General features: G+C 59.9%; 25 protein-coding genes and 1 pseudogene. 14 read left to right on the top strand and 12 right to left on the bottom strand.

All coding sequences use genetic code 11. The features are described from left to right. Window positions 1-173: 173 nt before the first annotated feature. Window positions 174-1,130 carry a thioredoxin-disulfide reductase gene (gene trxB / locus J4D25_RS10615; RefSeq protein ID WP_057716403.1) on the top strand — a complete coding sequence of 319 codons (957 nt, stop codon included), beginning with the start codon at window positions 174-176 and terminating at the stop codon, window positions 1,128-1,130. Between the two features lie 87 nt (window positions 1,131-1,217). Then, window positions 1,218-1,307: pseudogene (locus J4D25_RS26975) on the top strand (outer membrane lipoprotein carrier protein LolA); the annotation flags it as partial. A 2-nt stretch (window positions 1,308-1,309) separates the two neighbouring features. Here J4D25_RS26975 and J4D25_RS10610 read toward each other — a convergent pair. From J4D25_RS10610 to J4D25_RS10580, 7 genes are all read right to left on the bottom strand, one after another. Continuing rightward, window positions 1,310-2,560, bottom strand: a complete 1,251-nt coding sequence (locus tag J4D25_RS10610) for an aspartate aminotransferase family protein (protein ID WP_057716402.1) — start codon at window positions 2,558-2,560, stop codon at window positions 1,310-1,312. Between the two features lie 248 nt (window positions 2,561-2,808). Further along, on the bottom strand, window positions 2,809-3,147 hold the full coding sequence (locus tag J4D25_RS10605) for a HopJ type III effector protein (RefSeq protein WP_057716401.1): 339 nt from the start codon (window positions 3,145-3,147) through the stop codon (window positions 2,809-2,811). Further along, window positions 3,140-3,436: a DUF1244 domain-containing protein gene (locus J4D25_RS10600; RefSeq protein ID WP_046040093.1), complete on the bottom strand. Its 297-nt coding sequence runs from the start codon at window positions 3,434-3,436 to the stop codon at window positions 3,140-3,142. Before J4D25_RS10600 ends, J4D25_RS10605 begins: the two co-directional genes overlap by 8 nt. A gap of 97 nt (window positions 3,437-3,533) precedes the next feature. Then, complete coding sequence (gene folX / locus J4D25_RS10595) at window positions 3,534-3,905, bottom strand: dihydroneopterin triphosphate 2'-epimerase (RefSeq protein ID WP_007970304.1); 372 nt, start codon at window positions 3,903-3,905, stop codon at window positions 3,534-3,536. 2 nt (window positions 3,906-3,907) lie between these two features. Then, window positions 3,908-4,468 (bottom strand): GTP cyclohydrolase I FolE, encoded by a 561-nt coding sequence (gene folE, locus J4D25_RS10590; protein WP_008046221.1) that lies wholly within the window; start codon window positions 4,466-4,468, stop codon window positions 3,908-3,910. A gap of 19 nt (window positions 4,469-4,487) precedes the next feature. Next, window positions 4,488-5,198, bottom strand: a complete 711-nt coding sequence (gene folM / locus J4D25_RS10585; RefSeq protein ID WP_057716400.1) for a dihydromonapterin reductase — start codon at window positions 5,196-5,198, stop codon at window positions 4,488-4,490. A 171-nt stretch (window positions 5,199-5,369) separates the two neighbouring features. Further along, on the bottom strand, window positions 5,370-5,939 hold the full coding sequence (locus J4D25_RS10580; RefSeq protein ID WP_057716399.1) for an antibiotic biosynthesis monooxygenase: 570 nt from the start codon (window positions 5,937-5,939) through the stop codon (window positions 5,370-5,372). 223 nt (window positions 5,940-6,162) lie between these two features. Between J4D25_RS10580 and J4D25_RS10575 the strand changes: the two genes are divergently transcribed. Further along, on the top strand, window positions 6,163-7,122 hold the full coding sequence (locus J4D25_RS10575) for a MerR family transcriptional regulator (RefSeq protein WP_057716398.1): 960 nt from the start codon (window positions 6,163-6,165) through the stop codon (window positions 7,120-7,122). A gap of 3 nt (window positions 7,123-7,125) precedes the next feature. Here J4D25_RS10575 and J4D25_RS10570 read toward each other — a convergent pair whose 3' ends face one another. Both J4D25_RS10570 and J4D25_RS10565 read right to left on the bottom strand, forming a co-directional pair. Next, window positions 7,126-7,731 (bottom strand): hypothetical protein, encoded by a 606-nt coding sequence (locus J4D25_RS10570; protein WP_057716397.1) that lies wholly within the window; start codon window positions 7,729-7,731, stop codon window positions 7,126-7,128. A gap of 54 nt (window positions 7,732-7,785) precedes the next feature. Then, window positions 7,786-8,262, bottom strand: coding sequence for a PAS domain-containing protein (locus J4D25_RS10565; protein WP_057716396.1), 477 nt, complete (start codon window positions 8,260-8,262; stop codon window positions 7,786-7,788). A 102-nt stretch (window positions 8,263-8,364) separates the two neighbouring features. Here J4D25_RS10565 and J4D25_RS10560 point away from each other — a divergent pair, with 102 nt between their 5' ends. The 4 genes from J4D25_RS10560 to J4D25_RS10545 all read left to right on the top strand — a co-directional run bounded on the left by J4D25_RS10560 (window position 8,365) and on the right by J4D25_RS10545 (window position 11,909). After that, complete coding sequence (locus J4D25_RS10560) at window positions 8,365-8,820, top strand: flavodoxin (protein ID WP_057716395.1); 456 nt, start codon at window positions 8,365-8,367, stop codon at window positions 8,818-8,820. Between the two features lie 191 nt (window positions 8,821-9,011). Further along, window positions 9,012-9,794 (top strand): class II aldolase/adducin family protein, encoded by a 783-nt coding sequence (locus J4D25_RS10555; protein WP_057716394.1) that lies wholly within the window; start codon window positions 9,012-9,014, stop codon window positions 9,792-9,794. Further along, window positions 9,794-10,696: an alpha/beta fold hydrolase gene (locus tag J4D25_RS10550; protein ID WP_057716393.1), complete on the top strand. Its 903-nt coding sequence runs from the start codon at window positions 9,794-9,796 to the stop codon at window positions 10,694-10,696. The genes J4D25_RS10555 and J4D25_RS10550 overlap by 1 nt, the downstream gene beginning before the upstream one ends. 301 nt (window positions 10,697-10,997) lie before the next feature. After that, window positions 10,998-11,909: an SDR family oxidoreductase gene (locus tag J4D25_RS10545; RefSeq protein ID WP_057716392.1), complete on the top strand. Its 912-nt coding sequence runs from the start codon at window positions 10,998-11,000 to the stop codon at window positions 11,907-11,909. Between the two features lie 74 nt (window positions 11,910-11,983). Here the strand turns inward: J4D25_RS10545 and J4D25_RS10540 are convergent, their stop codons facing one another. Continuing rightward, complete coding sequence (locus tag J4D25_RS10540; RefSeq protein WP_057716391.1) at window positions 11,984-12,754, bottom strand: N-acetylmuramoyl-L-alanine amidase; 771 nt, start codon at window positions 12,752-12,754, stop codon at window positions 11,984-11,986. Between the two features lie 581 nt (window positions 12,755-13,335). Between J4D25_RS10540 and J4D25_RS10535 the strand changes: the two genes are divergently transcribed. From J4D25_RS10535 to J4D25_RS10520, 4 genes are all read left to right on the top strand, one after another. Further along, window positions 13,336-15,129 carry a DUF1302 domain-containing protein gene (locus tag J4D25_RS10535; RefSeq protein WP_057716390.1) on the top strand — a complete coding sequence of 598 codons (1,794 nt, stop codon included), beginning with the start codon at window positions 13,336-13,338 and terminating at the stop codon, window positions 15,127-15,129. Between the two features lie 23 nt (window positions 15,130-15,152). After that, entirely contained in the window at window positions 15,153-16,523 is a 1,371-nt protein-coding gene (locus tag J4D25_RS10530) for a DUF1329 domain-containing protein (protein WP_057716389.1), read from the top strand. Window positions 16,524-16,664: 141 nt separating this feature from the next. Next, window positions 16,665-19,211 (top strand): LuxR C-terminal-related transcriptional regulator, encoded by a 2,547-nt coding sequence (locus J4D25_RS10525; protein ID WP_057716388.1) that lies wholly within the window; start codon window positions 16,665-16,667, stop codon window positions 19,209-19,211. Window positions 19,212-19,382: 171 nt separating this feature from the next. Next, the gene (locus tag J4D25_RS10520; RefSeq protein WP_057716387.1) at window positions 19,383-20,072 is read left to right on the top strand and encodes a hypothetical protein; all 690 of its coding nucleotides are present in this window, start codon (window positions 19,383-19,385) and stop codon (window positions 20,070-20,072) included. Between the two features lie 3 nt (window positions 20,073-20,075). Here J4D25_RS10520 and J4D25_RS10515 read toward each other — a convergent pair whose 3' ends face one another. After that, a complete protein-coding gene (locus tag J4D25_RS10515) occupies window positions 20,076-20,861 on the bottom strand; it encodes an IclR family transcriptional regulator (RefSeq protein ID WP_057716386.1) in 786 nt (261 codons plus the stop codon). Window positions 20,862-21,024: 163 nt separating this feature from the next. Between J4D25_RS10515 and hmgA the strand changes: the two genes are divergently transcribed. From hmgA to maiA, 3 genes are read left to right on the top strand one after another with little or no spacing between them, the layout of a single operon-like run. After that, window positions 21,025-22,329 carry a homogentisate 1,2-dioxygenase gene (hmgA, locus tag J4D25_RS10510; RefSeq protein WP_057716385.1) on the top strand — a complete coding sequence of 435 codons (1,305 nt, stop codon included), beginning with the start codon at window positions 21,025-21,027 and terminating at the stop codon, window positions 22,327-22,329. Window positions 22,330-22,332: 3 nt separating this feature from the next. Beyond that, window positions 22,333-23,637 (top strand): fumarylacetoacetase, encoded by a 1,305-nt coding sequence (gene fahA, locus J4D25_RS10505; protein ID WP_057716384.1) that lies wholly within the window; start codon window positions 22,333-22,335, stop codon window positions 23,635-23,637. Window positions 23,638-23,649: 12 nt separating this feature from the next. Then, window positions 23,650-24,285: a maleylacetoacetate isomerase gene (gene maiA, locus J4D25_RS10500; protein WP_057716383.1), complete on the top strand. Its 636-nt coding sequence runs from the start codon at window positions 23,650-23,652 to the stop codon at window positions 24,283-24,285. Between the two features lie 57 nt (window positions 24,286-24,342). Here the strand turns inward: maiA and J4D25_RS10495 are convergent, their stop codons facing one another. After that, window positions 24,343-25,146: a SirB1 family protein gene (locus tag J4D25_RS10495; protein ID WP_057716382.1), complete on the bottom strand. Its 804-nt coding sequence runs from the start codon at window positions 25,144-25,146 to the stop codon at window positions 24,343-24,345. Window positions 25,147-25,278: the final 132 nt, after the last annotated feature.

Here is a 25,278-nt window from a genome sequence, read left to right as displayed (position 1 = left end):
GATTGTTAAACCGTATTTCCTTAATCTTCGCCCCCTCGATACGCTGCACCCAATCTTTTTACAGGACGGTCGGGTCAAGCCTTCCCCAAGTGCTTTCAACCGTTCTTTTTTATTCCAGCCGGCAATCCGGCGTTCCGTGCCAGGTATTCCGGGCCGGTCAACAGGAGCAGGTCATGTCTGAAGTCCGTCATTCGCGAGTGATTATTCTCGGTTCCGGCCCTGCCGGTTACAGCGCCGCGGTCTATGCCGCCCGTGCCAACCTCAAGCCACTGCTGATCACCGGCATGCAGGCCGGCGGTCAACTGACCACCACCACCGAAGTCGACAACTGGCCGGGCGACGTCCACGGCCTGACCGGCCCGGCGCTGATGGAGCGTATGCGTGAGCACGCCGAGCGCTTTGAAACCGAGATCGTTTTCGATCACATCAATGCCGTCGACTTCGCCGCCAAGCCATACACCCTGACCGGCGACAGCGCGACTTACACCTGTGACGCCCTGATCATCGCCACCGGCGCCAGCGCTCGTTACCTGGGCCTGCCATCGGAAGAAACCTTCATGGGCAAAGGCGTTTCGGCCTGTGCGACCTGCGACGGTTTCTTCTATCGCAACAAGCCGGTGGCCGTGGTCGGCGGCGGCAACACCGCTGTTGAGGAAGCCCTGTACCTGGCCAACATCGCCAGCAAAGTCACCCTGATCCACCGTCGTGAAACTTTCCGCGCCGAGAAGATCCTGATCGACAAGCTGAACGCCCGTGTCGCCGAAGGCAAGATCGAGCTGAAGCTGAACGCGACCCTGGACGAAGTGCTGGGCGACAACATGGGCGTGACCGGTGCCCGCCTGAAGAACAACGACGGCAGCTTCGACGAAGTGAAAGTCGACGGCGTGTTCATCGCCATCGGCCACACCCCGAACACTTCGCTGTTCGAAGGCCAGTTGACCCTCAAAGACGGCTACCTGGTTGTGCAGGGCGGCCGTGACGGCAACGCCACTGCCACCAGCCTCGAAGGTATCTTCGCCGCTGGTGACGTGGCTGACCACGTGTACCGTCAGGCCATCACCTCGGCTGGCGCAGGTTGCATGGCGGCACTGGATGCCGAGCGTTACCTGGATAATCTGCAGAACGCTTGATTCTGTAGAAACGAAAAACCGGCTTCGGCCGGTTTTTTTGTGCCTTCGGAAAATACACATGTCCCTGTAGGAGCGAGCGCGCTCGCGATGGTCGTCAACGATAACGCTGGGAGCCTGACACCCCGCGGGGCTCTCAGGTTCTTCGCGAGCATGCTCGCTCCTACAGTGGGCGCTGTGGATCAGGCCAATTTCTTCAGACACGCCTCAAGGATATCCAGCCCTTCCTCCAGCACCGCAGCCTCGATGGTCAGCGGCGCCAGCAAGCGAATGATGTGCCGCGACTTGCCGCTCGGCATCAGCAGCAAACCGGCGTCGCGCGCCAGGGCCAGCAGCTGCGTCAACTGCGCGGCTGCGGGCGAGCCATCGGCGTTGATCAGCTCGATACCACGCATGGCCCCGACGCCGGTCAGGCGTCCCAGGTACGGCGTCAGGTTGTTCGCGCGCCAGGTCGCATGGCGACCGACAATCGCTTCTTCCTGTTGGGTGCCCCAGGCATGCAGGTTGGCATCGTTCATTTCGTCCAGGGTTGCCAGTGCCGCTGCACAGGCGATGGGATTGCCGGAGTAAGTGCCACCGAGTCCGCCCTTGGGCAAATTGTCGAGCAGTGACTTGCGCCCGACCACCGCACCCAGCGGCACGCCGCCGGCGATGCTTTTGCCGAGCAGAATCAGATCGGGCTCGATGCCCAGCCGCGAGAAGGCGAAACGCTCCCCGGTACGGCCGAAACCGGACTGGATTTCATCGGCGATCAGCACAATGCCCTTGTCGTCGCAGAACTTGCGCAGCGCCTGGGCGAACTCGATGTCCATGGCCAGGAAACCCGCTTCACCCTGCACCGGTTCGACGATAAAGCAGGCGACGTCTTCGACATCGATCTCGACGCTGAACAGGCGCTCCATGGCCTTGAGGGCCTCGGCACAGGTGACGCCGTTGTCCCGGCTGGGGAAGGGCAAGTGAAACACCGGCCCCGGCAGTACGCCGACTTTCTGTTTGTACGGCGCGACTTTGCCATTGAGGTTGAGGGTGGCCAGTGTGCGGCCGTGGAAAGCGCCGTCGAAGGCGATGACCGCGCTGCGGCCGGTGGCGCCACGGACGATCTTCAGGGCGTTTTCCGCCGCTTCCGCGCCGCTGTTGGTGAGCATGCCGCTGACCGGGTAACCCACAGGCATGAATGCGCTGAGGCAATCCATCAGTTCGAGGTAAGGCTCATGGGGCGCAGCGTTGAACGCGTAGTGGGTCAGACGGGTGGCTTGTTCGCGAATGGCTTCGACGATGCGCGGGTGGCAATGGCCGAGGTTCAACACGCCGATGCCGCCGACAAAGTCGATGTAGCGTTTGCCATCGGTGTCCCAGACCTCGGCATTCTTGCCGTGGCTGAGCGTGACAGGGTGAACGATGTTGATCGACTGGCTGATGGTTTCGCTGCGCATGAATGACCGGCTCGGAAGAAGGAGGACTTCTTTTTATCTAAGCCGTGAGCAGCGGTACGGGGCAAACGAAATAAAGTTGCCGGGTCAATCTTAAAAGTCGGGTTGTGCTTGTGATCAATTGCGCGCCATGAACGCAAAACCTGTAGGAGCGAGCTTGCTCGCGATGGTGGTGAACGATGACGCTGGGAGCCTGACACCCCGTGGCGTTCTTCAGTCCATCGCGAGCAGGCTCGCTCCTACAATTTGAATCAGCGGCGAGTCAGCGGTTGCTGAGAGAACTTCACACCGGCCAGGCCGTGGGCAATCAGCGCGCGGATGTTGCCGTGGTCGCTGCCTTCCGGCGTTGCCAGCACCGAGCGGTAATGCTCGCCGAAAGCCAGCAGGGCTTCTTCATCGCTCAAGCCTTCGAGCAGCGCCAGGCCCAGGGTCTTGCACGAGCCTTCGTTCTGCCCGGCCGCGTTTTCCACACCGCCGTTGTTGAAGGCCTGAGGCTGGTAGTCGTAACCGGCGGCAATGAACGCCAGGGTGTCGGCGAAGGCGTGTTCGCCGGTCTTGAGGCTGGCGCGCAGGGTGTTCAAATCACTCATTGGGTTTTCCTTTGGCGAACGCCGCTTGCTGGTCGGCGCTGGCTTCTTGCTGATATTGGGCTTTCCATTCGGCGTACGGCATGCCGTAAACCACTTCGCGGGCTTCGTCGAGGCTGACCTCGATCTGGCGGTCGTCGGCCGCGGCCTTGTACCACTTGGAGAGGCAGTTGCGGCAAAAGCCCGAGAGATTCATCAGGTCGATGTTCTGCACATCCTTGCGGCTGTCCAGGTGGGCCACCAGCCGACGAAAGGCGGCGGCTTCGAGTTCCAGGCGTTGTTGATCGGTCATGGCGGTCTCTGCGAGACAGCTTCAAGCGGCACGCTTGAAGCTGCAAGTTGGATTGCGGTGGCTTGAAGTCTACCGCTTGCGGCTTGAAGCTTGAAGCTCAGCGGCTTGCCGCGAGTGTGATCGACACCGACTCGGCGAATCGCAGCGCGTGGGGCTTGTCGACCTCGACCTCGGCGTACAGCACCGATGCGTTGGCCATCACCAGGTCGAGAATTTCCTGGGTCAGACGTTCGAGCAGCGCAAAGCGGTTGCCTTCCACATGGGCGATGATTGCCTTGGTAATGGTCCGGTAGTTCAACGCGTGATCGATGTCGTTGTCCCGTACCGCTTCCTGGGCTGCGTACAGAATGGTGAGGTTGATCAGCACATCCTGCTTGTTGAGGATTTCATCCTCGTTGATGCCGATGAAGGTACGCAGGCACAGGTCTTTGACCCGGATGCGTGCCATGCCTGGCTGAAGTTGTGGCATTGCTACTTGCTCCGTCCAATCAATTGCAGGAACTCCTGGCGGGTATTGCTCGACTCGCGGAAGGCACCGAGCATCACCGAGGTGTTCATGGTCGAATTCTGTTTCTCGACGCCGCGCATCATCATGCACATGTGCTGCGCCTCGATGACCACTGCGACGCCTGCCGCGCCGGTCACTTGCTGCACCGCGTCGGCGATTTGCCGGGTGAGGTTTTCCTGGATTTGCAGGCGCCGGGCGAACATGTCCACCAGCCGCGCGATCTTCGACAGGCCCAGCACCTTGCCGGTTGGAATATAAGCCACATGCGCCTTGCCGATGAAGGGCAGTATGTGGTGTTCGCACAGCGAGTACAGCTCGATGTTGTCGACGATTACCATTTCATCATTGTCGGAGGCGAACAGCGCGCCATTGACGATCTCTTCGACACTTTGCTCATAGCCATGGCAAAGGTACTGCATGGCTTTGGCTGCACGCGTCGGCGTATCGAGCAAGCCCTCGCGGTCGGGGTTTTCACCGAGACCGATGAGGATCTCTCGATAATTCTGGGGCAGGGATAACGTCATGGAAAATCCTCGCGGGACACTATTTGATGTGCCTTCCGCCATTGACGGTCAGGGTGGTGCCGGTGACATAAGGGTTGTCGAGCAGATAGCGCAGGCTCTGGTAGATCACTTCGCAACCGGGTTCGATGCCCAGCGCGGACTTGGCCAGCGCCTTGGCGCGGTAGGCCGCGTCGTCTTCAGGGTTGAACAGTAGCAGGGCCGGCGCGATCCCGTTGACCTTGATGGCCGGCGCGTACCGGGCGGCGAAGGACAGGGTCAGGCTGTCGAGCCCGGCTTTGCTGGCGCAATAGCCGATATGCCTGCTGCTGCCCTTGCGGGTCACGTCATCGCTGATGTGCACGATGTCGGCGGGGCTCGAGCGTTGCAGCAGGTCGGCGCAATGCAGGTTGATCAGGTAGGGCGCCAGCATGTGCACGCTGAACATGCGGGTGAATGCCGCGGCGTCGGTGTCCGGCGTTTCAGCCAGCCATTCGGAAGCGTTGTGGACGATTGCCCGCAGGCTGTCGGTATGGGTTTTCAACTCGTTGATGAAGGCGAAGATCCCGGCCTCGCTGGCGAAGTCCGCGAACACCGCGGTGGCCCCCAGGTCGCGCAGGGTTTGTACGCCGGGACGCTCGCTGCGGTAGCTGAAAATCACCCGATGGCCATCTTCCAGCAATCGTCGGGCGCAGTGCAGGCCGACACGCTGGCCGGCGCCGGTAATGAGGACAGGGGCTGCGGAAGAAGTCATGAACGGCTCGCATCGCGGTGAGAGCAAAACTATACCAGCGACGGGAGCGCTCTACCTATTGCGAGGGAAACAAGTGTGGGAGCGAGCTTGCTCGCGATTGCGGACTGTCAGACGACACATATGTTGACTGACACTCCCTCATCGCAAGCAAGCTCGCTCCCACAGGAGGGATCAATGATTCTGTGTGGAGGGTTCGGCACGCAATGGGCGTGCCGGCGTGCTGTTCAGCCAGCCGGCCAGCAAACGGGTCGACAATGGAATGAACAGGTAAACCATCAACGGCGTCAGGCACAGGGTGCTGATGAACACCCGCGGCAGCAGGCTCATGTCACTCAACAGCGGCCCCAGCACAAAGTTGAACAGCAGCGAGACCGGAAAGAACGCCAGCCAGATCGCCACGGCCTGTTTCCAACGTGGCGGGCGTTGACCGACGGCACCGAACCAGCCCTCGATGCCGCTGACCCGGTGTTCTGTCGGGTGGGCGAACAAGTCGCCGCCACGTCCGAGCCAGGCGCTGCGCGAAGCGGAATGTTCCCAGGCCTGCAGGGTCTGCTCGTCGGCGAAGCGGAAAATGATCTGGAATTCGTCATCGCCGGGCGGCGGAGCGAGCACACCGGAGCCGAGATAACCGGGAAAATCGGTGGCCAGTTGTTCGCCTTCGCGCAGCCAGGCGATCAGGTCCTGGTAGCGTCCATTGGCAACGCGGCGTGCAACCATCAGCGTGACGGGAGGGCTAGACATTGTGTATCTCCGTAAGGCATTTGCGTCGCTCCGGATAGGAACTTCGCCAGGCACAGCGCCGGGGTGGTGGGCTGCGACTCGAAACAAGCAAGGATTATTCCTGATTCAGTCAATCGCGTCTGCGGCGTTTTTCGCTCGTTCGCGGCATGGAATTTTTTACGGAAACTTTACGGGGCAGGGGCGTTAGAATACGCCTTGGACGATACAAGGATGTTTCAACAGGATGCCCATATTTACAGACGTCGCTTCAGGCTCCACGCAGGCCGTCGCTCTCGAACAGGAAGAGCTCTTTCCCATTCGTGAGGTGGCGCGACTGACAGGTGTAAACCCGGTCACGCTTCGAGCCTGGGAGCGACGATATGGCCTGATTGTTCCAACACGCACCGACAGTGGGCATCGACTGTATTCGATGTCCGATATTGAGCGTGTCCATAGCATTCTCGGCTGGATCGAGCGCGGGGTTGCCGTCAGCAGGATCGGCAAGATCCTGGCCAGGACCGAGCCACTCCAGGCGTTGTCGCATATCATCCCCAACAACCTCGTGGAAGCCGATTACGCGCAGTGGCGGCAGCAGATTCATGTTGCGGTCAACGGGTTTGACGAGCTTCGGCTGGAGGAGCTCTACGGGCAAGTCTTTTCCAGCTACTCCCTGCCGGTGGTGTTCCAGGGCATTCTGATGCCCGTCTGGAAGCGGTTGTTGCAACGCCAGGACCAGTTCGGCGGCACCAGCGAGTGGCTGTTCCTGGATGGCTTTTTGCGTTCCCGGATGTTGCAGCGTCTGTTGTTGATGCGCGAAAAACAGCCGCGTCGCGTGGTCATCTGTGCCCTGGATGGCAATTGCCGGGAACTGGAACTGTTGGTCGCCGCCCTGTTCCTGAGTTCCGGGCCATTGGCCGTTCGCGTACTGAACATGGGCCAGCCATTCGAGGAACTGGCGCTGATGTGTGAAAGGATCAAGCCCCTGGCTCTGGTGCTGTTTTCCAATCATGTGCCGGCTCCCGAGTTGCCGCGGCGTCTGAATCGCCTGGCCATGAGTCTGGAGTGCCGATTGTTGTTGGCCGGCGATGCTTCTGACCTGGCACAGGAAAGCCTGGCCGGGTCATCGATCGGTTGCCTGGGCAATGAAGGGGAGGTCATGAGCCAGCGTCTGAAGCAGTTCCTGGCGGGTACTCTGGATACTTGACGTTCAGAGATGCAGCGCGGGATGAGTCAAACGATGCTGTTGCAGGATGAACTGGCGCAGACGCTCGGCTTCATCGGTATCGCTCAGGCTCAGTTGATAGGCGTAGAAGCCCTGTTCGTTTTCTTTCTCGAAAGTACCGCGCAAGGCAATCCGCTCGTAGCCTGAGGGGCTGAACCACAAGGCGAAATGCTTCGGTGGTTTGGTCCTGTTGCGAGCTTCCAGCAAAACCCCTTTGCACGACACTTCGTGTACCCACAGGGTGCCGGGTTGACCCTTGGCGTTTTCCAGCGCTACCGGTTCGTCCAGTACCAGGCGCCAAGGCCGGACCATCGGCCCGTCTTCATAGATGCTGGGCACGCCGAGGCGCAAATGCAGCGCATGGAACTCGTCTTCCACCAAGTGCAGGGGAAAGGTCATTTGCTGGTTTTCGAAGCTGGCTTGAATGGTGACCTGCTCATGGGCCGCCAGGCGGGTGAGCAGGTCACGGATTTGCGACCCACCGTTGACGAGCAGGCTCGACGTCGCGTCCCGCACATTGAGTTGCGGGTTGTGTTGCATGGTCTGGATGAAATCCAGCTCATCCTGGGTCAGGAGCGCGTCGCGTTGCATGGCCAGCTCGAAAGATATAGTTACAAAGTCATTGGTGATTGTAATTACTGACCATTAATTCTGAGTTTCGTTTGCACCGTTCGTCGCCTTGAGCGCAGCAAGCTCGGCCTGGAGTTCAGCCAACTGCCTCTCCAGCTGTGCCACGCGCTGTTGCGCCTTGATCTGCACAGTGACGTCTTTCTGTACGCCGACAAAATAGGTTTGCCCGTCCGCTGGATTTTTCACCGTTGAAAGGGACAGCTCGTTCCAGAACGGCGTGCCGTCCTTGCGGTAGTTGCGCAGTATTTCCCGGCAGGTTCCTTCACGGTTCAATGCATCGCGAATCAGCGGCAGCGCTTGCTGATCGCGGTCCCCCGACTGCAGGAAGCGACAATCCTGATAGAGGATTTCTTCACTGGAGTACCCCGTCAGGCGTTCGAACGCGGGGTTGACGTAAATGAGGATCTTGTCCTGATCGCCTTCCTTTTCGGCAATCACGATACCGTCGTTGGAGGCGTTGATCACCATTTGCAGCAGTTGTGCATTAATCATCGGAGTATCCTTTCCTGATTGATTGTCAATTGCATTCTAAAAGAATAATCACAACCGTGGTGTTAATATCCGGGTCTTTCACTCGGATTCAGGATCAGATCGATGAAAGTCGCCATCATTTCCGGCTCGGTGTACGGCACGGCCGAAGAAGTTGCCCGCCACGCCGCCAGCCTGTTGAACGCCGCCGGTTTCGAAACCTGGCACAGCCCGCGTGCGACCCTCGCCGACGTCCAGGCGTTTGGCCCTGAAGCCTTTCTGGCGGTGACCTCGACCACCGGCATGGGGGAGCTGCCGGACAACCTGCAGCCGCTGTATTCGACCATTCGTGACCAATTGCCAGCAGCCTGGCGCGGTTTGCCGGGCGCGGTGATCGGATTGGGCGATGCGAGTTATGGCGATACTTTTTGTGGCGGCGGCGAGCAGATGCGCGAATTGTTCGCTGAACTTGGCATTCGCGAAGTGCTGCCGATGCTGCGCCTGGATGCCAGCGAAACGGTGACCCCAGAGACGGACGCCGAGCCTTGGCTGGCGGACCTGATCAGCGCACTGCGCGACTGAGCGTTGCCCCGGCCCTATGCCTGTCAGACCCCTGCTGGCGCCGGTCGTTTGACATGGAACCAGGACGGCAGGGCGGCTGACTCGCTGGGCCATCAAGCTGGCTGCCAATGCAACTACACGAACCTCAAGGGCTGACTAGACTCGGTGGACATAGGAAACACTCCATAATAAAAACACCGAGGCTCCTTGCCGTGACTGTCCCTCCCGTCCAATCGCCACCCAGTGTCAAAGACAAGGTCAGTGCTGCCGAGTGGCAGACCCGCGTCGACCTGGCAGCCTGTTATCGCCTGGTCGCCCAACATGGCTGGGATGACCTGATCTTCACCCATATCTCCGTCAAGGTGCCCGGCACCGAAGATTTCCTGATCAACCCGTTCGGGTTGATGTTTCACGAAATTACCGCCTCGAGCCTGGTCAAGGTGGATCAGGCCGGCAACAAACTGATGGACAGCCCTTACGAGATCAATCCGGCGGGTTACACCATCCACAGCGCCGTGCATGAAGCCCGTCACGATGTCGTCTGCGTGCTCCACACCCACACGGCTTCGGGGGTGGCGGTGTCGGCGCAGAAGCAGGGTGTTTTGCCGATCAGCCAACAGTCGTTGTTCGTGCTTTCCAGCCTGGCCTACCACGCCTACGAAGGCGTGGCGCTCAACCATGAAGAGAAAGTGCGGCTACAGGCCGACCTCGGTGAAAACAATTTCCTGATGTTGCATAACCACGGTCTGCTGACCTGCGGCAGCACCATCGCCGATACGTTCCTGATGATGTTCACCTTTCAGCGTGCCTGCGACATTCAGGTCATGGCGCAAAACGGTGCCGCTGAACTGATCGCCATCGAACCGCAGATTCTGGCCGGCGCCAAAGCCATGATCGCGGGTGTCACCCGAAGTGCTCAAGGAATGGGCGGAGCGCTGGCCTGGCCGGCACTGCTGCGCAAACTCGATAAACTGGACCCGGGTTATAAACTCTGATGGAGCTCGCCGAGATCCCCTTGTGTGTCTGGCGCAAACGCAGCCAGACGTTCGTATTCCGTGGCCAGAGCATCCGCTACTGGGCAGCAGGCCAGGGTGAGCCGCTGTTGCTCATTCACGGCTTTCCATCCGCCAGTTGGGACTGGCATTACCTGTGGCAGCCATTGGCCCAGCGCTTTCGCGTGATCGCTTGCGACATGCTGGGCTTCGGCGATTCGGCCAAACCGGCGAATCACGAATACAGCCTGCTGGAGCAAGCGGATCTGCAACAGGCACTGCTTGAGCACCTGAATGTCGAGCAGCCAGTGCACCTGCTCGCCCACGATTACGGCGACAGCGTGGCTCAGGAACTGCTGGCCCGGCATTACGAGTCGCGGGTGGAACTGGCCAGTTGCGTGTTTCTCAATGGCGGGTTGTTTCCGGAAACCCACCGCCCGGTACTGATGCAAAAACTCTTGCTCAGCCCTTTGGGCTGGATGATAGGCCGCGCCTTCAGCCGTGATGGCCTGGTAAGAAGCTTTCGGCAGATTTTCGGTCCGCAAACCCGTCCCAGTGAAAGCCAGATGGATGATTTCTGGAGTCTGGTCGAAAGCCATCAGGGGCCACGGATCATGCACAAATTGATCGGCTACATCCCGGAGCGACGCGTCTGGCGCGACCGCTGGGTGAGCGCGATGCAACGCGGTGAAGTGCCGCTGCGAGTGATCGATGGCGGGGTCGATCCGGTCTCCGGCGTGCACATGGTCGAGCGTTACCGGGAGTTGATCCCGGAGGCGGACACGGTAGTGTTGCCCGACATTGGCCACTACCCGCAGATCGAGGCGCCCTGCGAGGTGCTCAAGCACTACCTGGCGTTTCGCGATCAATTGCTCTTGCCACCGCGCAAGGTGGCGTGTTCCTGAACCTTAAGGTGAACTGTTGTGGCGAGGGGGCTTGCCCCCGTTGGGCTGCGCAGTGGCCCCAAACCATACGGCGCAGTGATTCAGGTATAACGCGTTTAGCCGGTTTACGACTGCTTCGCAGCCGAACGGGGCGATGCGGCGATCCGACAAGCCCCCTCGCCACAGGGTTCATGCCTGTTTCTCTTTCAATCATCCCCCAGCCTTATCGCGCACCATTCAGCCTCTCCCGTGTTCATTGTGACCCGCTGCGCCGTGCCTGAAACTCGGACTCACTGTCCCTTGGCCTGCTGGAGTCCCCCCCATGAATGAGTCTGTGCGCTTCGAAGATAAAGTCGTGATCATCACCGGAGCCGGTGGCGGCCTGGGACGGACGCATGCACTGTTGTTCGCCAAACAGGGCGCCAGGGTGCTGGTCAACGATCTTGGCGGCTCGGCCCAGGGCGAAGGCGCCAATGCCTCGGCCGCCGACCGCGTGGTCGCGGAGATTCGCGAGGCCGGTGGCATTGCCGAAGCCAACCACGACTCGGTCACTGACGGTGACAAACTGGTCCAGCACGCCCTGGACGTCTTCGGTCGCGTCGACGTGGTGGTCAACAATGCCGGGATCCTGCGGGACAAGACCTTCCACAAAATGGATGACGCCGACTGGGACCTGGTTTACCGCGTCCACGTCGAAGGTGCCTACAAAGTCACCCGCGCCGCCTGGCCGCACATGCGCGAGCAGAATTACGGCCGGGTGATTTTCACCGCGTCGACCTCGGGCATCTATGGCAACTTCGGCCAGTCCAACTACGGCATGGCCAAGCTCGGTCTCTATGGTCTGACCCGCACCCTGGCCATCGAAGGCCGCAAGAACAACATCCTGGTCAACGCCATCGCCCCCACCGGCGGCACGCGCATGACCGAAGGCCTGATACCGCCGCAAGTCTTCGAACAGCTCAAACCCGAACTGGTCAGCCCGCTGGTGGTGTACCTGGCCAGCGAGAACTGTCAGGAAACCTCCGGTCTGTTCGAAGTCGGCGGCGGCTGGATGGGCAAGGTCCGCTGGGAGCGCAGCCTCGGCATCGGTTTCGATCCACGGGCCGGCTTCTCCCCGGAAGACGTGGCGGCGCACTGGCAGCAGATCTGCGACTTCGAGGGCGCGGCGCATCCGAAGGACAACATCGAAGCGCTGAAGGAAATGATGGGGAATTTGCAGAAATATACGCTTTGATACCACCGGCAAGGTCACATTGACTGACCTTGCCGGTTGTTGCATTTGTCGGCTGTAAAGCCGTTTGCCAATGGTCAGCCGGGAAAGTATTTGACGACCAGCGCCTTCAGGTTGGCGGCTGTTTGCGCGTCCATTTTTCCATCGAAGTTTTCCGGGCGAAAATGCATCTGGAATGCCCGCACCAATTGTTGAAAACCGCCTTCCGTAGACGCTCCCGAAACATCGTACCCATAGAATTTGAACAGCCCCAGCAACTCGCTTCGGGTTGGAACCCCCGATGTGTTGTATTGGCGCAGATACTCGTCCCGAGTGGTTTCATCGAACCAGGCGCCGACGCCTTTCAAGTAAAGCTCCCGCCAGGGAAACATCGGCCCCGGGTCACTTTTGCGGCCGATCGAAACATCGGAGTGGCCCAGAACCTGCGTCGGCGTGATATCCGGGTAGCGCATGAGGGTATTCAGCGCCAGTTGTTCAATCGCAGCAATCTGCTCGGGGTGATACGGCGGAAAGGTGAATTCGCCCTTGTTGTCGGTCGCCAGGTTGACGATTTCAATGCCGATGGACGTATCGTTCAGATTGCTGCGGCTACCCCACTGACTGACACCTGCGTGCCACGCGCGATAGGTTTCATCCACCAGGCTGAAAACTTCCTGCCCGGTATGGCCGGCCTTCAGGTAACTGGGGTCCGTGATATCTGGAACCAGATAATGCGCGCTGACATTGGGGCCAGTCAGGGCACTGACAGAACTTGAAAAGTCAGCGGCCGTGTAGTGAAGAATCAGAAAGCGTATTCGACTGTTGAAACTTCTGGTTGAGCGATACCGGTTGTAGTTGATGGGTTTCATGGTTGCACTCGCAATAAGTAGGTTTGAAGTCGGACGAAGATAAAAAGTCGTTCGCCGACTTGCTGTTCAACTTAAAGACTCGAGTGTTTTTGGTGTTTACCTATGCTTGTAGGTACTTTCTGAAAGAAATGTAGGCGTGCGAAGTTTTACCTGGATGCTCCGGGGGGCACTGACTGGCAGCTGTTAATTATCAAAAACCATCGCCCATAAAAAAGGCCGCTGCAAACGCAGCGGCCAAAGTAAGACGTTGGATCAGGAGCTACAAATCAACGTCAGTGTACACAGGGTGACGAACCGAATCCTCGATTCATCTGAAATCTTTCAGTCACGGCGCAGGCCGGTACAGGGTGCCTGCGGTGGTTTACTGTGACAGTGAGGTAAGAGTAAGCCCTCGGCGCTGTAGGAAAAATACCAATTCCCGACATGCACTGTTGCAGCCCCGGCAACAGTCGGGATTCGGGTGCTCGTCGTCTGTGCCAGTCATCCTTTAGAGGTACACCACGAATACCTCCTTGGTGCGCTTATCGACCCCGGTGCCCGGCAGTAGGGTGAGGCCTTCTGTCACTCACCGGGGAAGACGCATGACAAAAACAACAATGCGCGCCATCTTCACACCGCAGGCGCTGGCGGTTGCGGTCGCATTAGGCTGTTGCGCCCAGGCGCAGGCCCTTTCATTCAACATCGGGGAGATCGAGGGGACGTTCGACTCCTCGTTGTCGGTCGGCGCGAGCTGGGGCATGCGTGACGCGGATAAATCCCTGGTGGGCATCGTCAACGGCGGCTCCGGCCAGTCTTCGACCGGTGACGACGGGCGATTGAATTTCAAGAAAGGTGAAACCTTCTCGAAGATCTTCAAGGGTATTCACGACCTCGAACTGAAGTACGGCGACACCGGTGCGTTTGTGCGAGGCAAGTACTGGTACGACTTTGAACTCAAGGATGAAAGCCGCCCCTTCAAGGACATCAGCGATCACAATCGCAAAGAAGGCGCCAAGTCTTCAGGCGGACAAATCCTCGACGCTTTCGTCTATCACAACTACTCCCTCGCCGATTTGCCGGGCACGGTCCGCGCCGGCAAGCAGGTGGTCAGTTGGGGGGAGAGCACGTTCATCGGCAACTCGATCAACAGCATCAATCCGGTCGACGTGTCCGCGTTCCGTCGTCCTGGCGCCGAGATCAAGGAAGGCCTGATCCCGGTCAACATGTTGTTCGCCTCCCAGGGGCTGACGGAAAAGCTGACCGTGGAAGGCTTCTATCAACTGGAGTGGGACCAGACGGTCGTCGATAATTGCGGCACTTTCTTTGGTGTCGATGTGGTGGCGGACGGCTGCAACAAGGGCTACACCGTCGCCAGCCCGGCCATTGCACCCTTGCAGCCGATTGCGGCTGCCTTTGGCCAGGGCTTCGAGGTCAGCAAGGAGGGGGTGATCGTTCCCCGTGGTGGTGACCGCGATGCCCGGGATTCCGGGCAGTGGGGTACGGCGTTGCGCTGGCTGGGGGACGACACCGAGTACGGCCTGTACTTCATGAACTACCACAGCCGTTCACCGAATGTCGGGACCACCACCGCCGGCCCCGGTACGCTGGCAAGCATTCCGGGAATCGTTGCCACCGCCAACCGCATCGCCCCCGGCACCGGTTCAGGCCTGGCCCAAAGTGTGATGCTCGGTCGCGGCCAGTATTACCTCGAATACCCGGAGGACATCCGCCTCTACGGCGCCAGCTTCGCCACCACGTTATCCACCGGCACCGCGTGGAGCGGGGAAATCAGCTACCGCCCCAACCTCCCGGTGCAGGTCAACACCAATGACCTGACCCTGGCCATGCTCAATCCGATTGCGGGCGGTGCGGCATCACCGATTGCCACGTCACCCGGGGCTGACAACAAAGGTTATCGCCGCAAGGAAGTGACGCAGATCCAGAGCACCCTGACGCACTTCATCGATCAGGTCGCGGGTGCAGATCGCCTGACCCTGGTAGGCGAGGCGGCGGTGGTTCGGGTCGGTGGTCTGGAAGCACGTACCAAGCTGCGCTACGGCCGCGACTCGGTGTATGGCCAGTACGGATTCGGCGGCGATACCGACGGTTTCGTGACCTCGACTTCATGGGGTTATCGCGCTCGGGCCATCCTCGACTACAACAACCTCATCGCCGGGATCAACGTCAGGCCCAACCTCTCGTGGTCCCACGACGTCGCAGGCTATGGCCCTAACGGTCTGTTCAACGAAGGCGCCAAGGCCATCAGCCTCGGAGTCGATGCGGACTATCGCAACACCTATACCGCCAGCCTCAGTTACACCGACTTTTTCGGCGGCGACTACAACGTCCTCACCGACCGTGACTTCGTGGCGTTGAGCTTTGGTGTGAACTTCTGATCTGGCTGAAAAGGATGAATTCAATGCGCAAGATGATTCTGCAATTGGGCACCGTTCTGGCCCTGAGTCTGCTGGCCGCCAACGTGATGGCGGCGGTGTCGCCGCAAGAAGCCAACACGCTCGGCACCAGCCTTACACCGCTCGGTGCCGAGAAGGCCGGCAATGCCGATGGCTCGATTCCGGCCTGGACCGGCGGTATCCCGAAAAACGCTGGCGCGGTGGACAGCAAAGGTTTCCTGGCCGACCCGTTCGCCAGCGAAAAGCCGTTGTTCGTGATCACCGCGGCGACTGTCGACAAGTACAAGGACAAGCTCTCCGACGGCCAGATCGCAATGTTCAAACGCTATCCAGAGACCTACAAGATTCCGGTCTACCCGAGCCATCGCACCGTGGCGTTACCGGCAGAAATCTATGAGTCGGCCAAGCGCAGTGCGCTGAACGTAACACCGATCAACGAGGGTAACGGTCTGGCCAACTTCACTGGTAATCGCTACTACGCATTCCCGATTCCGAAGAATGGCGTGGAAGTGATCTGGAACCATGTCACCCGTTACCACGGCGGCAATCTGCGCCGCACCATCACCCAGGCAACACCGCAGTCCAATGGCGACTTCACGGTGATCCGCTTCAAGGACGAAGTCGCCGTGCCGTCGTTGCTCAGCGATCTGAAACCGGGCAGCGACGATAACGTCCTCAACTACTTCAAGCAGGAAGTGACCGCGCCGGCTCGGTTGGCGGGCAACGTGTTGCTGGTCCACGAGACCCTCGACCAGGTCAAGGAACCGCGCAAGGCCTGGATCTACAACGCTGGCCAGCGCCGGGTACGGCGTGCGCCGCAGGTCGCTTATGACGGTGTCGGCACCTCATCCGACGGCCTGCGCACTACCGATAACTTCGACATGTTTTCCGGCGCGCCGGATCGCTACGATTGGAAACTGATCGGCAAGAAGGAGATGTACATTCCCTACAACAGCTACAAGCTCGACTCGCCCAACCTCAAGTACACCGATGTGATCAAGGCCGGGCACATCAATCAGGACCTGACCCGCTACGAGTTGCACCGTGTCTGGGAAGTCGTCGCCACGGTCAAGCCGAGCGAGCGTCACGTGTACGCCAAGCGCCACATGTACATCGACGAAGACAGCTGGCAAGTGGCGCTGGCCGACCACTACGACGGGCGTGGTCAACTCTGGCGCGTCGCCGAAGGGCATGCTCAGTTCTACTACGATCACCAGGTGCCGGCCTACACCGTCGAGGCGCTCTATGACTTGATCGCCGGTCGCTATATCGCCCTGGGAATGAAGAACGAAGAGAAACGCAGCTTCGAATTCAATATCGATGCAAAAGCGGGGGACTACACTCCAGCAGCCTTGCGGAGCACGGGAGTCAGGTAGGTTTCCTACAGGGTCTTACACAAAAGGGTGACTTTGCGGTCACCTTTTTTATAGCGGTCGATCAGTGTGTTGAATACTTCTTCAACAAGCGCTCGGGAGGGGGCTAGGGTGGCGCCAGAATTATAAAAAAGGCGCACCACAATGACTGCAATGACGCACTGTCTGGACCGCCCTGGCTTCCTGCCCCGACTGTCGTCCCATCATCTGTCCCGCGAGCGACTGATCGAGCCCATGCTGGTTTCGACCGCTCGGGTGAAGTTGCTTTGCGCACCGGCCGGTAGTGGCAAGAGCGCGTTGCTTACCGAATGCCTGCTGCGGGCGCCGGAGCACGCTCGGATCTGTTGGCTGCCGCTGGCGGGGGCGTGGTTGAGTGCAGCCGATTTACTATTGCGCCTGACGCAAGCGCTGGGTCTGCCCTCGACGGATGAGCCCGGGCTGCTGGCGCATCTGGCCCGATTACAGGCACCGACCTGGCTGTTTATCGATGATTACTGTCGAGCACCCAATCCGGAACTCGACCGGATGCTCGATCGCCTGTTGGCTGTCGACAGCCCGGCGCTGACCTGGTGGCTGAGCTCCCGTCGACGACCGCCCTGCAACTGGCCGCGGCTGCTGCTCGATGATGAGTTGTACGAGTGCGAAGGCCGGACGCTGGCGTTTACCGAGGCCGAGGTCGGGCAGTTGCTCGGTCATGTCGAGCCGGCCCTGGCGGCACAAACCGCCAAAAGGGTGGCTCAGCGCAGTGGTGGCTGGTGCGCTGGCGTGCGGATCGCATTGCTCAATGGTTGTCCGTGGTCGGGTGAGCAGGGGCGTTCGGCGACATTGCTCGATTATCTGCAACACGAGTTGTTCAACACCTTGCCGTCGGAGTTGGTTGAGGTCTGGAAGGTGTTGGTTCATCTGCCACGCTTCAACGCCAGCTTGTGCGAGCATCTTTTCGGCACGGGTGAGGGCGCGCAGTGGTTGCACGCGTTGCAGGACATGGGCTGCTTCATTGAACCCTGGGAAGACTCCGTCGAGTGGTTGCGGGTCTTCGAGCCACTGGCCCGGGAGATGCGTGAAGAACCGACCCCGGCCGGGCGGTCCTGGCATCGCCGCGCGTGCCAATGGTTCAGCGCCGAAGAAGACTGGCAGGGCGCCTTCGAGCAGGCGTTGCTGGCGCAAGAGCACGAGGTCGCGGTCAGCCTGTTGCAACACTTCAGTTTTGAGCATCTGTTCAAGCGTCAGAACGTCAGCTGGTTACTCAAACTGCACGAGCAGCTGGGTGAACAGTTGACCCTGGGCACGCCGCAACGGGTGGGGTTGATCACCGCGGCGTTGCTGTTTGCCGGGCGTTTCGAGCAGGCGGCTGCCTGCATTGGGCAACTGTCCCGATTTGCCCCGCAACCGACGGCATCCTTGCAACGCCAACTGCTGGCGCGTTGGCAGGCGCAACAGGGTTGGTTGCTGCATTTGCAGGGACGCCTGCCGGCGGCACGGGCGCATTTTATCGAGGCGCTGGACGAACTGGCGACCGAGGCGTGGCCCGCACGGTTGTTGTGTCTGTCCGGGCTGACCCAGCAGGCACTGCTCAACGCCGACCTCGATGCCGCCCAGGCCTTCAATCGTGATGCCCTGTGCCTGGCGCGGGCGCAAGGCTCGTTGCTGTTTGAAGGCTTGCTCGAACTCGATCATGCGCAGTTGCTGGAGCAGCGTGGCGCACCGCGGCGAGCAGGGCAGTTGCTGGCCGACATCCATGAAATGCTCGGACGGCAGGCTGATCGACCGACGCCGCTGCTGGGACGAATCGCCCTGCGGCGTGGGCGCTTGGCCTTGTGCCAGGGCCTGGATGAATTGGCGGGTGAATGTTTCCAGGCGGGCCTTGATGACTGCCTCCACAGTCAGGACAAGCATGTCCTGTACGGGTTTCTCGGGCAGGCGCAACTGGCGGCCAACCAACGTGATTACGCCCATGCATTTGATCGTCTGCGCGAGGCCGAACGGTTGATGCAGCAACGGCAGATCCCCGACACGGTTTATCGCGGCGTGCTGCTGCAAATCAGCAGTCATTTCTGGCTGCAACAAGGACGCCCGGAGCTGGCCCGGGAAGCGCTGACCCGGGTCTTGCGTCATTATCGTGGGGCCAACGCGCGCCAGGCACCGCCGGCCACGCTGCAACTGATTGCGCGTATCGAATACCAGTTGGTGTTGGCCGAGACTCAACTGCAACTGGTGCAACGTCCACTGGATCGACTCAGGGCGTTACTCGAACACGCGCAACAACACGCCATGCTGGCGCTGGAAACGGAGCTGCAATTGGCAATCTGCGAAGTGGCGGACCTGACGGGTGAGCCGGACACGGCTCACGCAGCGCTGGAGGCCGGGCTGGCGTTGGTCAAGCGTTGTCAGGGACAACAGGCATTGCGTGATTTGAACTTGCGCCAGCCGAACCTGATCTGTCGTTTACAAGGCGAGGAGACGGTGACCGCGCTGGCCCTGGATACCGGCCTGCTAAGTTGTCGGGAGCTGGAAGTGCTCGGCCTGATTGCCCAGGGTAATTCCAATCAGCAAATTGCCGAGCAGCTGTTCATTTCGCTGCATACGGTGAAAACCCATGCCCGGCGCATTCACAGCAAGTTGGGTGTGGAACGGCGTACACAGGCAGTTGCCATGGCAAAGAAGTTGGGATTGATAATGCAGGCCTGGTAGTTGTTGGTTTTTAGTCGGGAAATGAATTAAAACATATGGTCGCGTGCATAAATAACTGTGTTGATTAGTATGGTCGTCGGCGCTGACAAACAAGCAAGTGTTTGCGATGTCAGTATGTTGAACGACAGTTCGAGCAGGATGCTCGGTTCTTTAACGTGACAGGAAGTCTGTATGAGTGACAGTTTTTTTTCTACCAGTAAAATTGTTCTATTGAAGCGTATTCGTGCGGATTTCGCCGTCGAGGTGCTGTTGGTTGAACGCCTGGGGAAACTCGGGATCAACCCGTTCACGACCTATCTGAATACGTTGGGTGAGAGTATTGACGCCGACGTCATTGAGTCCAGGACGTTATTCGATGAGACGCTGGAGTGGGTTGAGAAAGAGTCGCTGCCTACTTATGTCCAGGTTATCAATGGAATCTTCAAACGGCGTTATTCTTTCGAGCCGGAGTATCAGGTTAAAGGGCTGGATTTGCTAGAGTTTGAAGAAATAGTAATGGATACCGTCCGTTGGTTGACCGATGCGCCCTCAATCAACCTCTCAAAACGCTCGGTCAAGGTTTCTGGTATCGAGCAGGTCCACGCAGCGTTAAAGTATCAGATCCCGGAAATCAATATTGATAATGTGTACTTGACCAGCTTTGTGACTGAGTCGGACGGGCGAAAGATACTTCAATCCAGAAGTCTGGCCGAAGATATCTTTGCTCATTTTCAACATGATGAAATTCCTTACTATCACGGCGAAGGACTGGGTGTTTATTCGATCGCCTACAGTTCCCGGGAATCTGATTTGCATCCGCAACTCACGATCAAGGACATCAGTGACCTTGTAATCGAAATTGCTCCGGATTTCCTGATCTGATACTCAGGGACTTTCGTAGCCCATTCTCCAACTGACGGCCCGCGTCGCAGCCAGTAACCGCTGCGCCGCCGGGCCGTTTTCATCGGCATGAAACAGCGAGGTCGGCCCGACCACGGTCAGTACTGCCGTGATCCTGCCCATGGCGTTGAACACTGGTGCCGACAAGGCATCCACTCCGGGCATCAAGAGACCATGCACATGATGCAGGCCCCGATGGCGGATCTGTTCGCACATCGTTGCGTAGGCCTGATCATCCGCCAAGGCGTGGGCGGTAACGTTTTGCAGTTCCTGTTCACGCAGATCCACGGTTTCACGCGCAGGCAGGTAGGCGCCAAACACCAGTCCCGTCGAAGAGCTGAGCAAGGGCAACACCGAGCCCAGTTGTGTCACCACCGTCACCGCACGCACCGCCGGTTCGATATGCACCACGGTCGCGCCCTGATTGCCCCACACCGCCAGGAAACAGGTTTCGTTCAAGTCATCGCGCAGTTCAGCCAAGGGCAGGGCGGCGACTTTCAGCACGTCCATACTGTTGAGTGCCGCCAACCCTACGCGCAGGGCTTCGCGGCCCAGGCCGTAATGGTTGGTGGCGGCGTTCTGTTCGGCGAATCCGCTGGCGATCAAGGCCTGCAAATAGCGATGAACCTTGCTCGCCGGCATCTGCACGTGTTCGGCCAGGCGCGACAGCGAAGTCGAAGGCGACAACTCGGCCAGAGCCTTGAGGATGTCGGTGCCAACCTCGGCCGAGCGGACTTTCTGTTTACCGTTGTTGTCGCTGGTTTTTTCCATGGTGGCTGGGATCCCGGGACGAATGGGCGTCTTTATAGCTTGACGGTCAATACCAATCAAATTACGTTATGCGTAATCAAATTACGATAAAAACAACCCAGGCGTGCCTCGACCTCTGCAACAGAGCGAGCGGCCACTGCCGACTCCCTGTTCAGGAGGCTCCATGAACCCCGATTCAACGACGCCAGCGCTGGCCTACCAGTCAGGCTTCGGCAACGAATTCAGCAGCGAAGCGTTGCCCGGCGCACTGCCTGTCGGCCAGAACTCCCCGCAAAAAGCCCCGTACGGCCTTTACACCGAACTGTTCTCCGGCACGGCGTTCACCATGGCGCGCAGTGAAGCGCGGCGGACCTGGATGTACCGCATTCAGCCGTCGGCCAATCATCCGGCATTCTTCAAACTGGATCGGCAACTGACCGGTGGCCCGCTGGGTGAGGTGACCCCCAACCGCCTGCGCTGGAACCCGCTGGACATTCCCGCCGAGCCGACCGACTTCATCGACGGCCTGGTGAGCATGGCCGCCAACTCGGGCGCAGAAAAACCGGCCGGGATCAGCATCTACAACTACCGCGCCAACCGTTCCATGGAGCGCGCGTTCTTCAATGCTGACGGCGAGATGTTGCTGGTGCCTGAACTGGGGCGCCTGCGCATCGCCACGGAACTGGGCGTGCTTGAACTGGAGCCGCTGGAAATTGCCGTACTGCCTCGCGGCCTTAAATTCCGCATCGAACTGCTCGACCCGCAAGCTCGCGGTTACGTCGCCGAAAACCATGGCGCACCGCTGCGTCTACCGGACCTGGGGCCGATTGGCAGCAATGGCCTGGCCAATCCGAGGGACTTTTTGACCCCGGTGGCGGCCTACGAAAACCTGCAACAACCCACCACGCTGGTGCAGAAATTCCTCGGCCAGTTGTGGGCCTGCGAGCTCAATCATTCGCCGCTCAACGTGGTCGCCTGGCACGGTAACAACGTGCCGTACAAATATGACCTGCGCCGATTCAACACTATCGGCACCGTCAGTTTCGATCACCCCGATCCGTCGATCTTCACTGTGCTGACCTCGCCGACCAGCGTTCACGGCCTGGCCAACCTCGACTTCGTGATCTTCCCTCCACGCTGGATGGTGGCCGAGAAAACCTTCCGTCCGCCGTGGTTCCATCGCAACCTGATGAACGAATTCATGGGTTTGATCCAGGGCGAATACGACGCCAAGGCCGAAGGCTTTGTGCCCGGCGGTGCTTCGTTGCACAGCTGCATGAGCGCCCACGGTCCGGACGGCGAGACCTGCACCAAAGCGATCAACGCTGAGCTAAAGCCGGCGAAAATCGACAACACCATGGCGTTCATGTTCGAGACCAGCCAGGTGTTGCGCCCAAGCCGTTTCGCCCTCGATTGCCCGCAACTGCAAAACACCTACGACGCCTGCTGGGCTACGCTGCCCGCCACTTTCGACCCGACCCGGAGATAACCCATGACGCAGACTTCCATCACTCGCAGCTGGGTTGCATCCGCCAACGGCCACGCGGATTTCCCCCTGCAAAACCTGCCGCTGGGCGTGTTCAGCCTCAACGGCTCGGCACCGCGCAGTGGCGTGGCGATTGGCGAGCATATCTTTGATCTGCAAGCGGCCCTTGAGGCCGGATTGTTCGATGGCGCCGCGAAGGCTGCCGTCGAGGCCACCCGTGGCGGCCAGCTGAATGCGTTCTTCGAACTGGGCCGCGAGGCTCGCGTCGCATTGCGCGAGCGTTTGCTGGAACTGTTCGCCGAGGGCAGTACCCTGCACGGCAAGATCGAAGCCCAGGGTGCAAAACTGCTGCCGCTGGCGGCAGATTGCGAGATGCACCTGCCGGCGAAAATCAACGATTACACCGACTTCTACGTCGGCATCGAGCACGCGCAGAACGTCGGCAAGCTGTTCCGTCCCGACAACCCGTTGCTGCCGAACTACAAGTACGTGCCAATCGGCTACCACGGTCGTGCGTCGACCATTCGCCCGTCCGGTACCGATGTGCGCCGCCCGAAGGGCCAGACGCTGCCGGCCGGTCAGAGCGAACCGACGTTCGGCCCTTGCGCGCGCCTGGACTACGAACTGGAGCTGGGCATCTGGATCGGCCAGGGTAACGACATGGGCGACTCGATTGCCATTGGCGACGCCGCCGACCACATCGCCGGTTTCTGCCTGCTCAACGACTGGTCGGCACGGGACATCCAGGCCTGGGAATACCAGCCGCTGGGGCCGTTCCTGTCGAAAAGCTTCATCACCAGCATCTCGCCGTGGGTGGTCACCGCCGAAGCGCTGGAGCCGTTCCGTCGTGCCCAGCCGGCACGTCCCCAAGGCGATCCGCAGCCGCTGCCGTACCTGCTCGACAAGCGCGACCAGGCCGCTGGCGCGTTCGACATCGAACTGGAAGTATTGCTGCTCACCGAGGCCATGCGTGAACAGAACCTGCCAGCTCATCGCCTGACCCTGAGCAACACCGGGCACATGTACTGGACCGTGGCACAAATGGTCGCGCACCACAGCGTCAATGGTTGCCAATTGCAGGCTGGTGACTTGTTCGGCTCGGGCACGTTGTCGGGGCCGCAGAGCGGTCAGTTCGGCAGCCTGCTGGAAATCACCGAAGGCGGTAAAAAGCCGATCGAACTGGCCTCGGGCGAGGTGCGTAAATTCCTTGAGGACGGTGACGAAATCATCCTGCGCGGCCGTTGCCGCCGCGACGGTTTTGCTTCCATCGGTTTCGGCGAATGCCGCGGCAAAGTGCTGCCGGCGCGCTAACAGGAGCGGGGCATGGAACTCTATACCTACTACCGTTCGACATCTTCGTACCGGGTGCGTATCGCGTTGGCGCTCAAGGGCCTGGATTATCAATCCTTGCCAGTCAACCTGATCGCACCGCAGGGTGGCGAGCATCGTCAGCCGCCTTATCTGGGCATCAACCCGCAGGGCCGCGTGCCGGCCTTGCGCACCGATGAAGGCGAGTTGCTGATCCAGTCTCCCGCGATCATCGAGTACCTGGAGGAACGTTATCCACAGGTCCCGCTGCTGTCCAAAGACCTGGCTGCCCGTGCTCACGAGCGCGGCGTGGCGGCAGTGATCGGCTGCGATGTGCACCCGCTGCACAACGTCAGCGTGCTCAATCGGCTGCGCCAGTCGGGCCACGACGAACCGCAGGTGGTGGAGTGGATCGGTCACTGGATCGGCCAGGGGCTGGCCACGGTGGAGCAGTTGATCGGTGATGACGGTTACTGCTTCGGCCCCGAACCCGGGCTGGCGGACGTCTACCTGATCCCGCAGCTGTACGCGGCCGAGCGTTTCAATGTTTCTCTTGAGGCTTATCCACGCATCCGGCGAGTGGCGGCATTGGCGGCGACACACCCGGCGTTCATCAAGGCGCATCCGGCGAACCAGCCAGACACGCCCTGAAACCTCACACCGTTCCAATGTGGGAGCGAGCAGGCTCGCTCCCACAATGATTTGTGATCAGTGAACGATGGAGTTCGGCGGCAAATGCCCCAGCCGCTCCGTCAAGCGAATCCGCTGGATCGGATCGTCGCTGAGCAGCAGCGCATGCTCCAGGTCAAAACGCTCGGCGTTCGGACAGTCCAGCCGTTGGTACAGGCTGGCCCGGGCCAGATAGTCGGCGGCGCTGGCGTTGCCCAGTTCCAGGACGCGTTCGGCGTCGATCAAGGCATTGATGACGTCGTCGTGGGACAGGTACAACTGGCGCAGGTTGCGCGACAGCCGCTGCAACATCTGCACTGGCTCGGCGGTTTCCAGGTGCTCGGCGCTGAGCTTGATGTTCGGGCCGTACTGGCGGTTCAACAACTCCCGACAATCGTTGGGATAAAGGCGACGGCCACCGCAAGGGTCGAGCAAATGATCGGCACCCGGCACCCGCAGCAGGAAATGCCCGGGGAAGTTGACCCCGACCATGGGAATTTCCAGGCCCTTGGCCAACTCCAGCGCAATCAGCCCCAGCGTCAAGGGTTGTCCTCGTCGGCGCTCCAGTACCTTGTCGAGCAGTGCCACTTGCGGGCGCAATGGCGTGAAGTCGTCCTGGGCGAAGCCAAGGTCATTCATGCGCCGCAGCAGCGGTTGGGCCAGTTCACTGACCGGCAGCATCGGCAAGCCACCGCTGACCCGTTGTTGCAACGCCTGGAAATCGGCCAGCAGCGCTTGCGGTTCCACCTCGCTGTCGTGCTCGGCCGCAATCCACAGTGCCGCCTCGAACAGCGCGGGCGGTGAACGTTGCAGACAGGCGAAGAACGATTGGCGCGGGGTCATCAAAATCTCCGGGCAATGCCTCGTTTTAGCCCCCTCTCCGGCATTCGTCCAGTACCGTACAAGAGCGACCACGAGTTATTTCCGAAAGCCTGCATCGGGGCCGTGCTTATTCCGGTGCGCTTCTGCAATTTT

This window comes from Pseudomonas sp. GW456-L13 (assembly GCF_017350115.1).
In the GTDB taxonomy this organism is placed as follows: domain Bacteria; phylum Pseudomonadota; class Gammaproteobacteria; order Pseudomonadales; family Pseudomonadaceae; genus Aquipseudomonas; species Aquipseudomonas jessenii.
The sequence above is the reverse complement of the archived record's forward strand: the minus strand, read 5'-3'. Positions and strand labels throughout refer to the sequence as shown.

What these genes read in the sequence shown, in the direction of transcription:
- J4D25_RS10575 (WP_057716398.1), top strand. Translation starts at nt 6,163, where the DNA reads ATGCCCATATTTACAGACGTCGCTTCAGGCTCCACGCAGGCCGTCGCT.
- fahA (WP_057716384.1), top strand. Translation starts at nt 22,333, where the DNA reads ATGACGCAGACTTCCATCACTCGCAGCTGGGTTGCATCCGCCAACGGC.
- J4D25_RS10550 (WP_057716393.1), top strand. Translation starts at nt 9,794, where the DNA reads ATGGAGCTCGCCGAGATCCCCTTGTGTGTCTGGCGCAAACGCAGCCAG.
- J4D25_RS10610 (WP_057716402.1), bottom strand. Translation starts at nt 2,560, where the DNA reads ATGCGCAGCGAAACCATCAGCCAGTCGATCAACATCGTTCACCCTGTC.
- J4D25_RS10520 (WP_057716387.1), top strand. Translation starts at nt 19,383, where the DNA reads ATGAGTGACAGTTTTTTTTCTACCAGTAAAATTGTTCTATTGAAGCGT.
- trxB (WP_057716403.1), top strand. Translation starts at nt 174, where the DNA reads ATGTCTGAAGTCCGTCATTCGCGAGTGATTATTCTCGGTTCCGGCCCT.
- J4D25_RS10605 (WP_057716401.1), bottom strand. Translation starts at nt 3,147, where the DNA reads ATGAGTGATTTGAACACCCTGCGCGCCAGCCTCAAGACCGGCGAACAC.
- hmgA (WP_057716385.1), top strand. Translation starts at nt 21,025, where the DNA reads ATGAACCCCGATTCAACGACGCCAGCGCTGGCCTACCAGTCAGGCTTC.
- folE (WP_008046221.1), bottom strand. Translation starts at nt 4,468, where the DNA reads ATGACGTTATCCCTGCCCCAGAATTATCGAGAGATCCTCATCGGTCTC.
- folM (WP_057716400.1), bottom strand. Translation starts at nt 5,198, where the DNA reads ATGACTTCTTCCGCAGCCCCTGTCCTCATTACCGGCGCCGGCCAGCGT.
- J4D25_RS10530 (WP_057716389.1), top strand. Translation starts at nt 15,153, where the DNA reads ATGCGCAAGATGATTCTGCAATTGGGCACCGTTCTGGCCCTGAGTCTG.
- J4D25_RS10535 (WP_057716390.1), top strand. Translation starts at nt 13,336, where the DNA reads ATGACAAAAACAACAATGCGCGCCATCTTCACACCGCAGGCGCTGGCG.
- maiA (WP_057716383.1), top strand. Translation starts at nt 23,650, where the DNA reads ATGGAACTCTATACCTACTACCGTTCGACATCTTCGTACCGGGTGCGT.
- J4D25_RS10540 (WP_057716391.1), bottom strand. Translation starts at nt 12,754, where the DNA reads ATGAAACCCATCAACTACAACCGGTATCGCTCAACCAGAAGTTTCAAC.
- J4D25_RS10565 (WP_057716396.1), bottom strand. Translation starts at nt 8,262, where the DNA reads ATGATTAATGCACAACTGCTGCAAATGGTGATCAACGCCTCCAACGAC.
- J4D25_RS10525 (WP_057716388.1), top strand. Translation starts at nt 16,665, where the DNA reads ATGACTGCAATGACGCACTGTCTGGACCGCCCTGGCTTCCTGCCCCGA.
- J4D25_RS10570 (WP_057716397.1), bottom strand. Translation starts at nt 7,731, where the DNA reads ATGCAACGCGACGCGCTCCTGACCCAGGATGAGCTGGATTTCATCCAG.
- J4D25_RS10560 (WP_057716395.1), top strand. Translation starts at nt 8,365, where the DNA reads ATGAAAGTCGCCATCATTTCCGGCTCGGTGTACGGCACGGCCGAAGAA.
- J4D25_RS10545 (WP_057716392.1), top strand. Translation starts at nt 10,998, where the DNA reads ATGAATGAGTCTGTGCGCTTCGAAGATAAAGTCGTGATCATCACCGGA.
- J4D25_RS10600 (WP_046040093.1), bottom strand. Translation starts at nt 3,436, where the DNA reads ATGACCGATCAACAACGCCTGGAACTCGAAGCCGCCGCCTTTCGTCGG.
- J4D25_RS10515 (WP_057716386.1), bottom strand. Translation starts at nt 20,861, where the DNA reads ATGGAAAAAACCAGCGACAACAACGGTAAACAGAAAGTCCGCTCGGCC.
- J4D25_RS10495 (WP_057716382.1), bottom strand. Translation starts at nt 25,146, where the DNA reads ATGACCCCGCGCCAATCGTTCTTCGCCTGTCTGCAACGTTCACCGCCC.
- folX (WP_007970304.1), bottom strand. Translation starts at nt 3,905, where the DNA reads ATGCCACAACTTCAGCCAGGCATGGCACGCATCCGGGTCAAAGACCTG.
- J4D25_RS10580 (WP_057716399.1), bottom strand. Translation starts at nt 5,939, where the DNA reads ATGTCTAGCCCTCCCGTCACGCTGATGGTTGCACGCCGCGTTGCCAAT.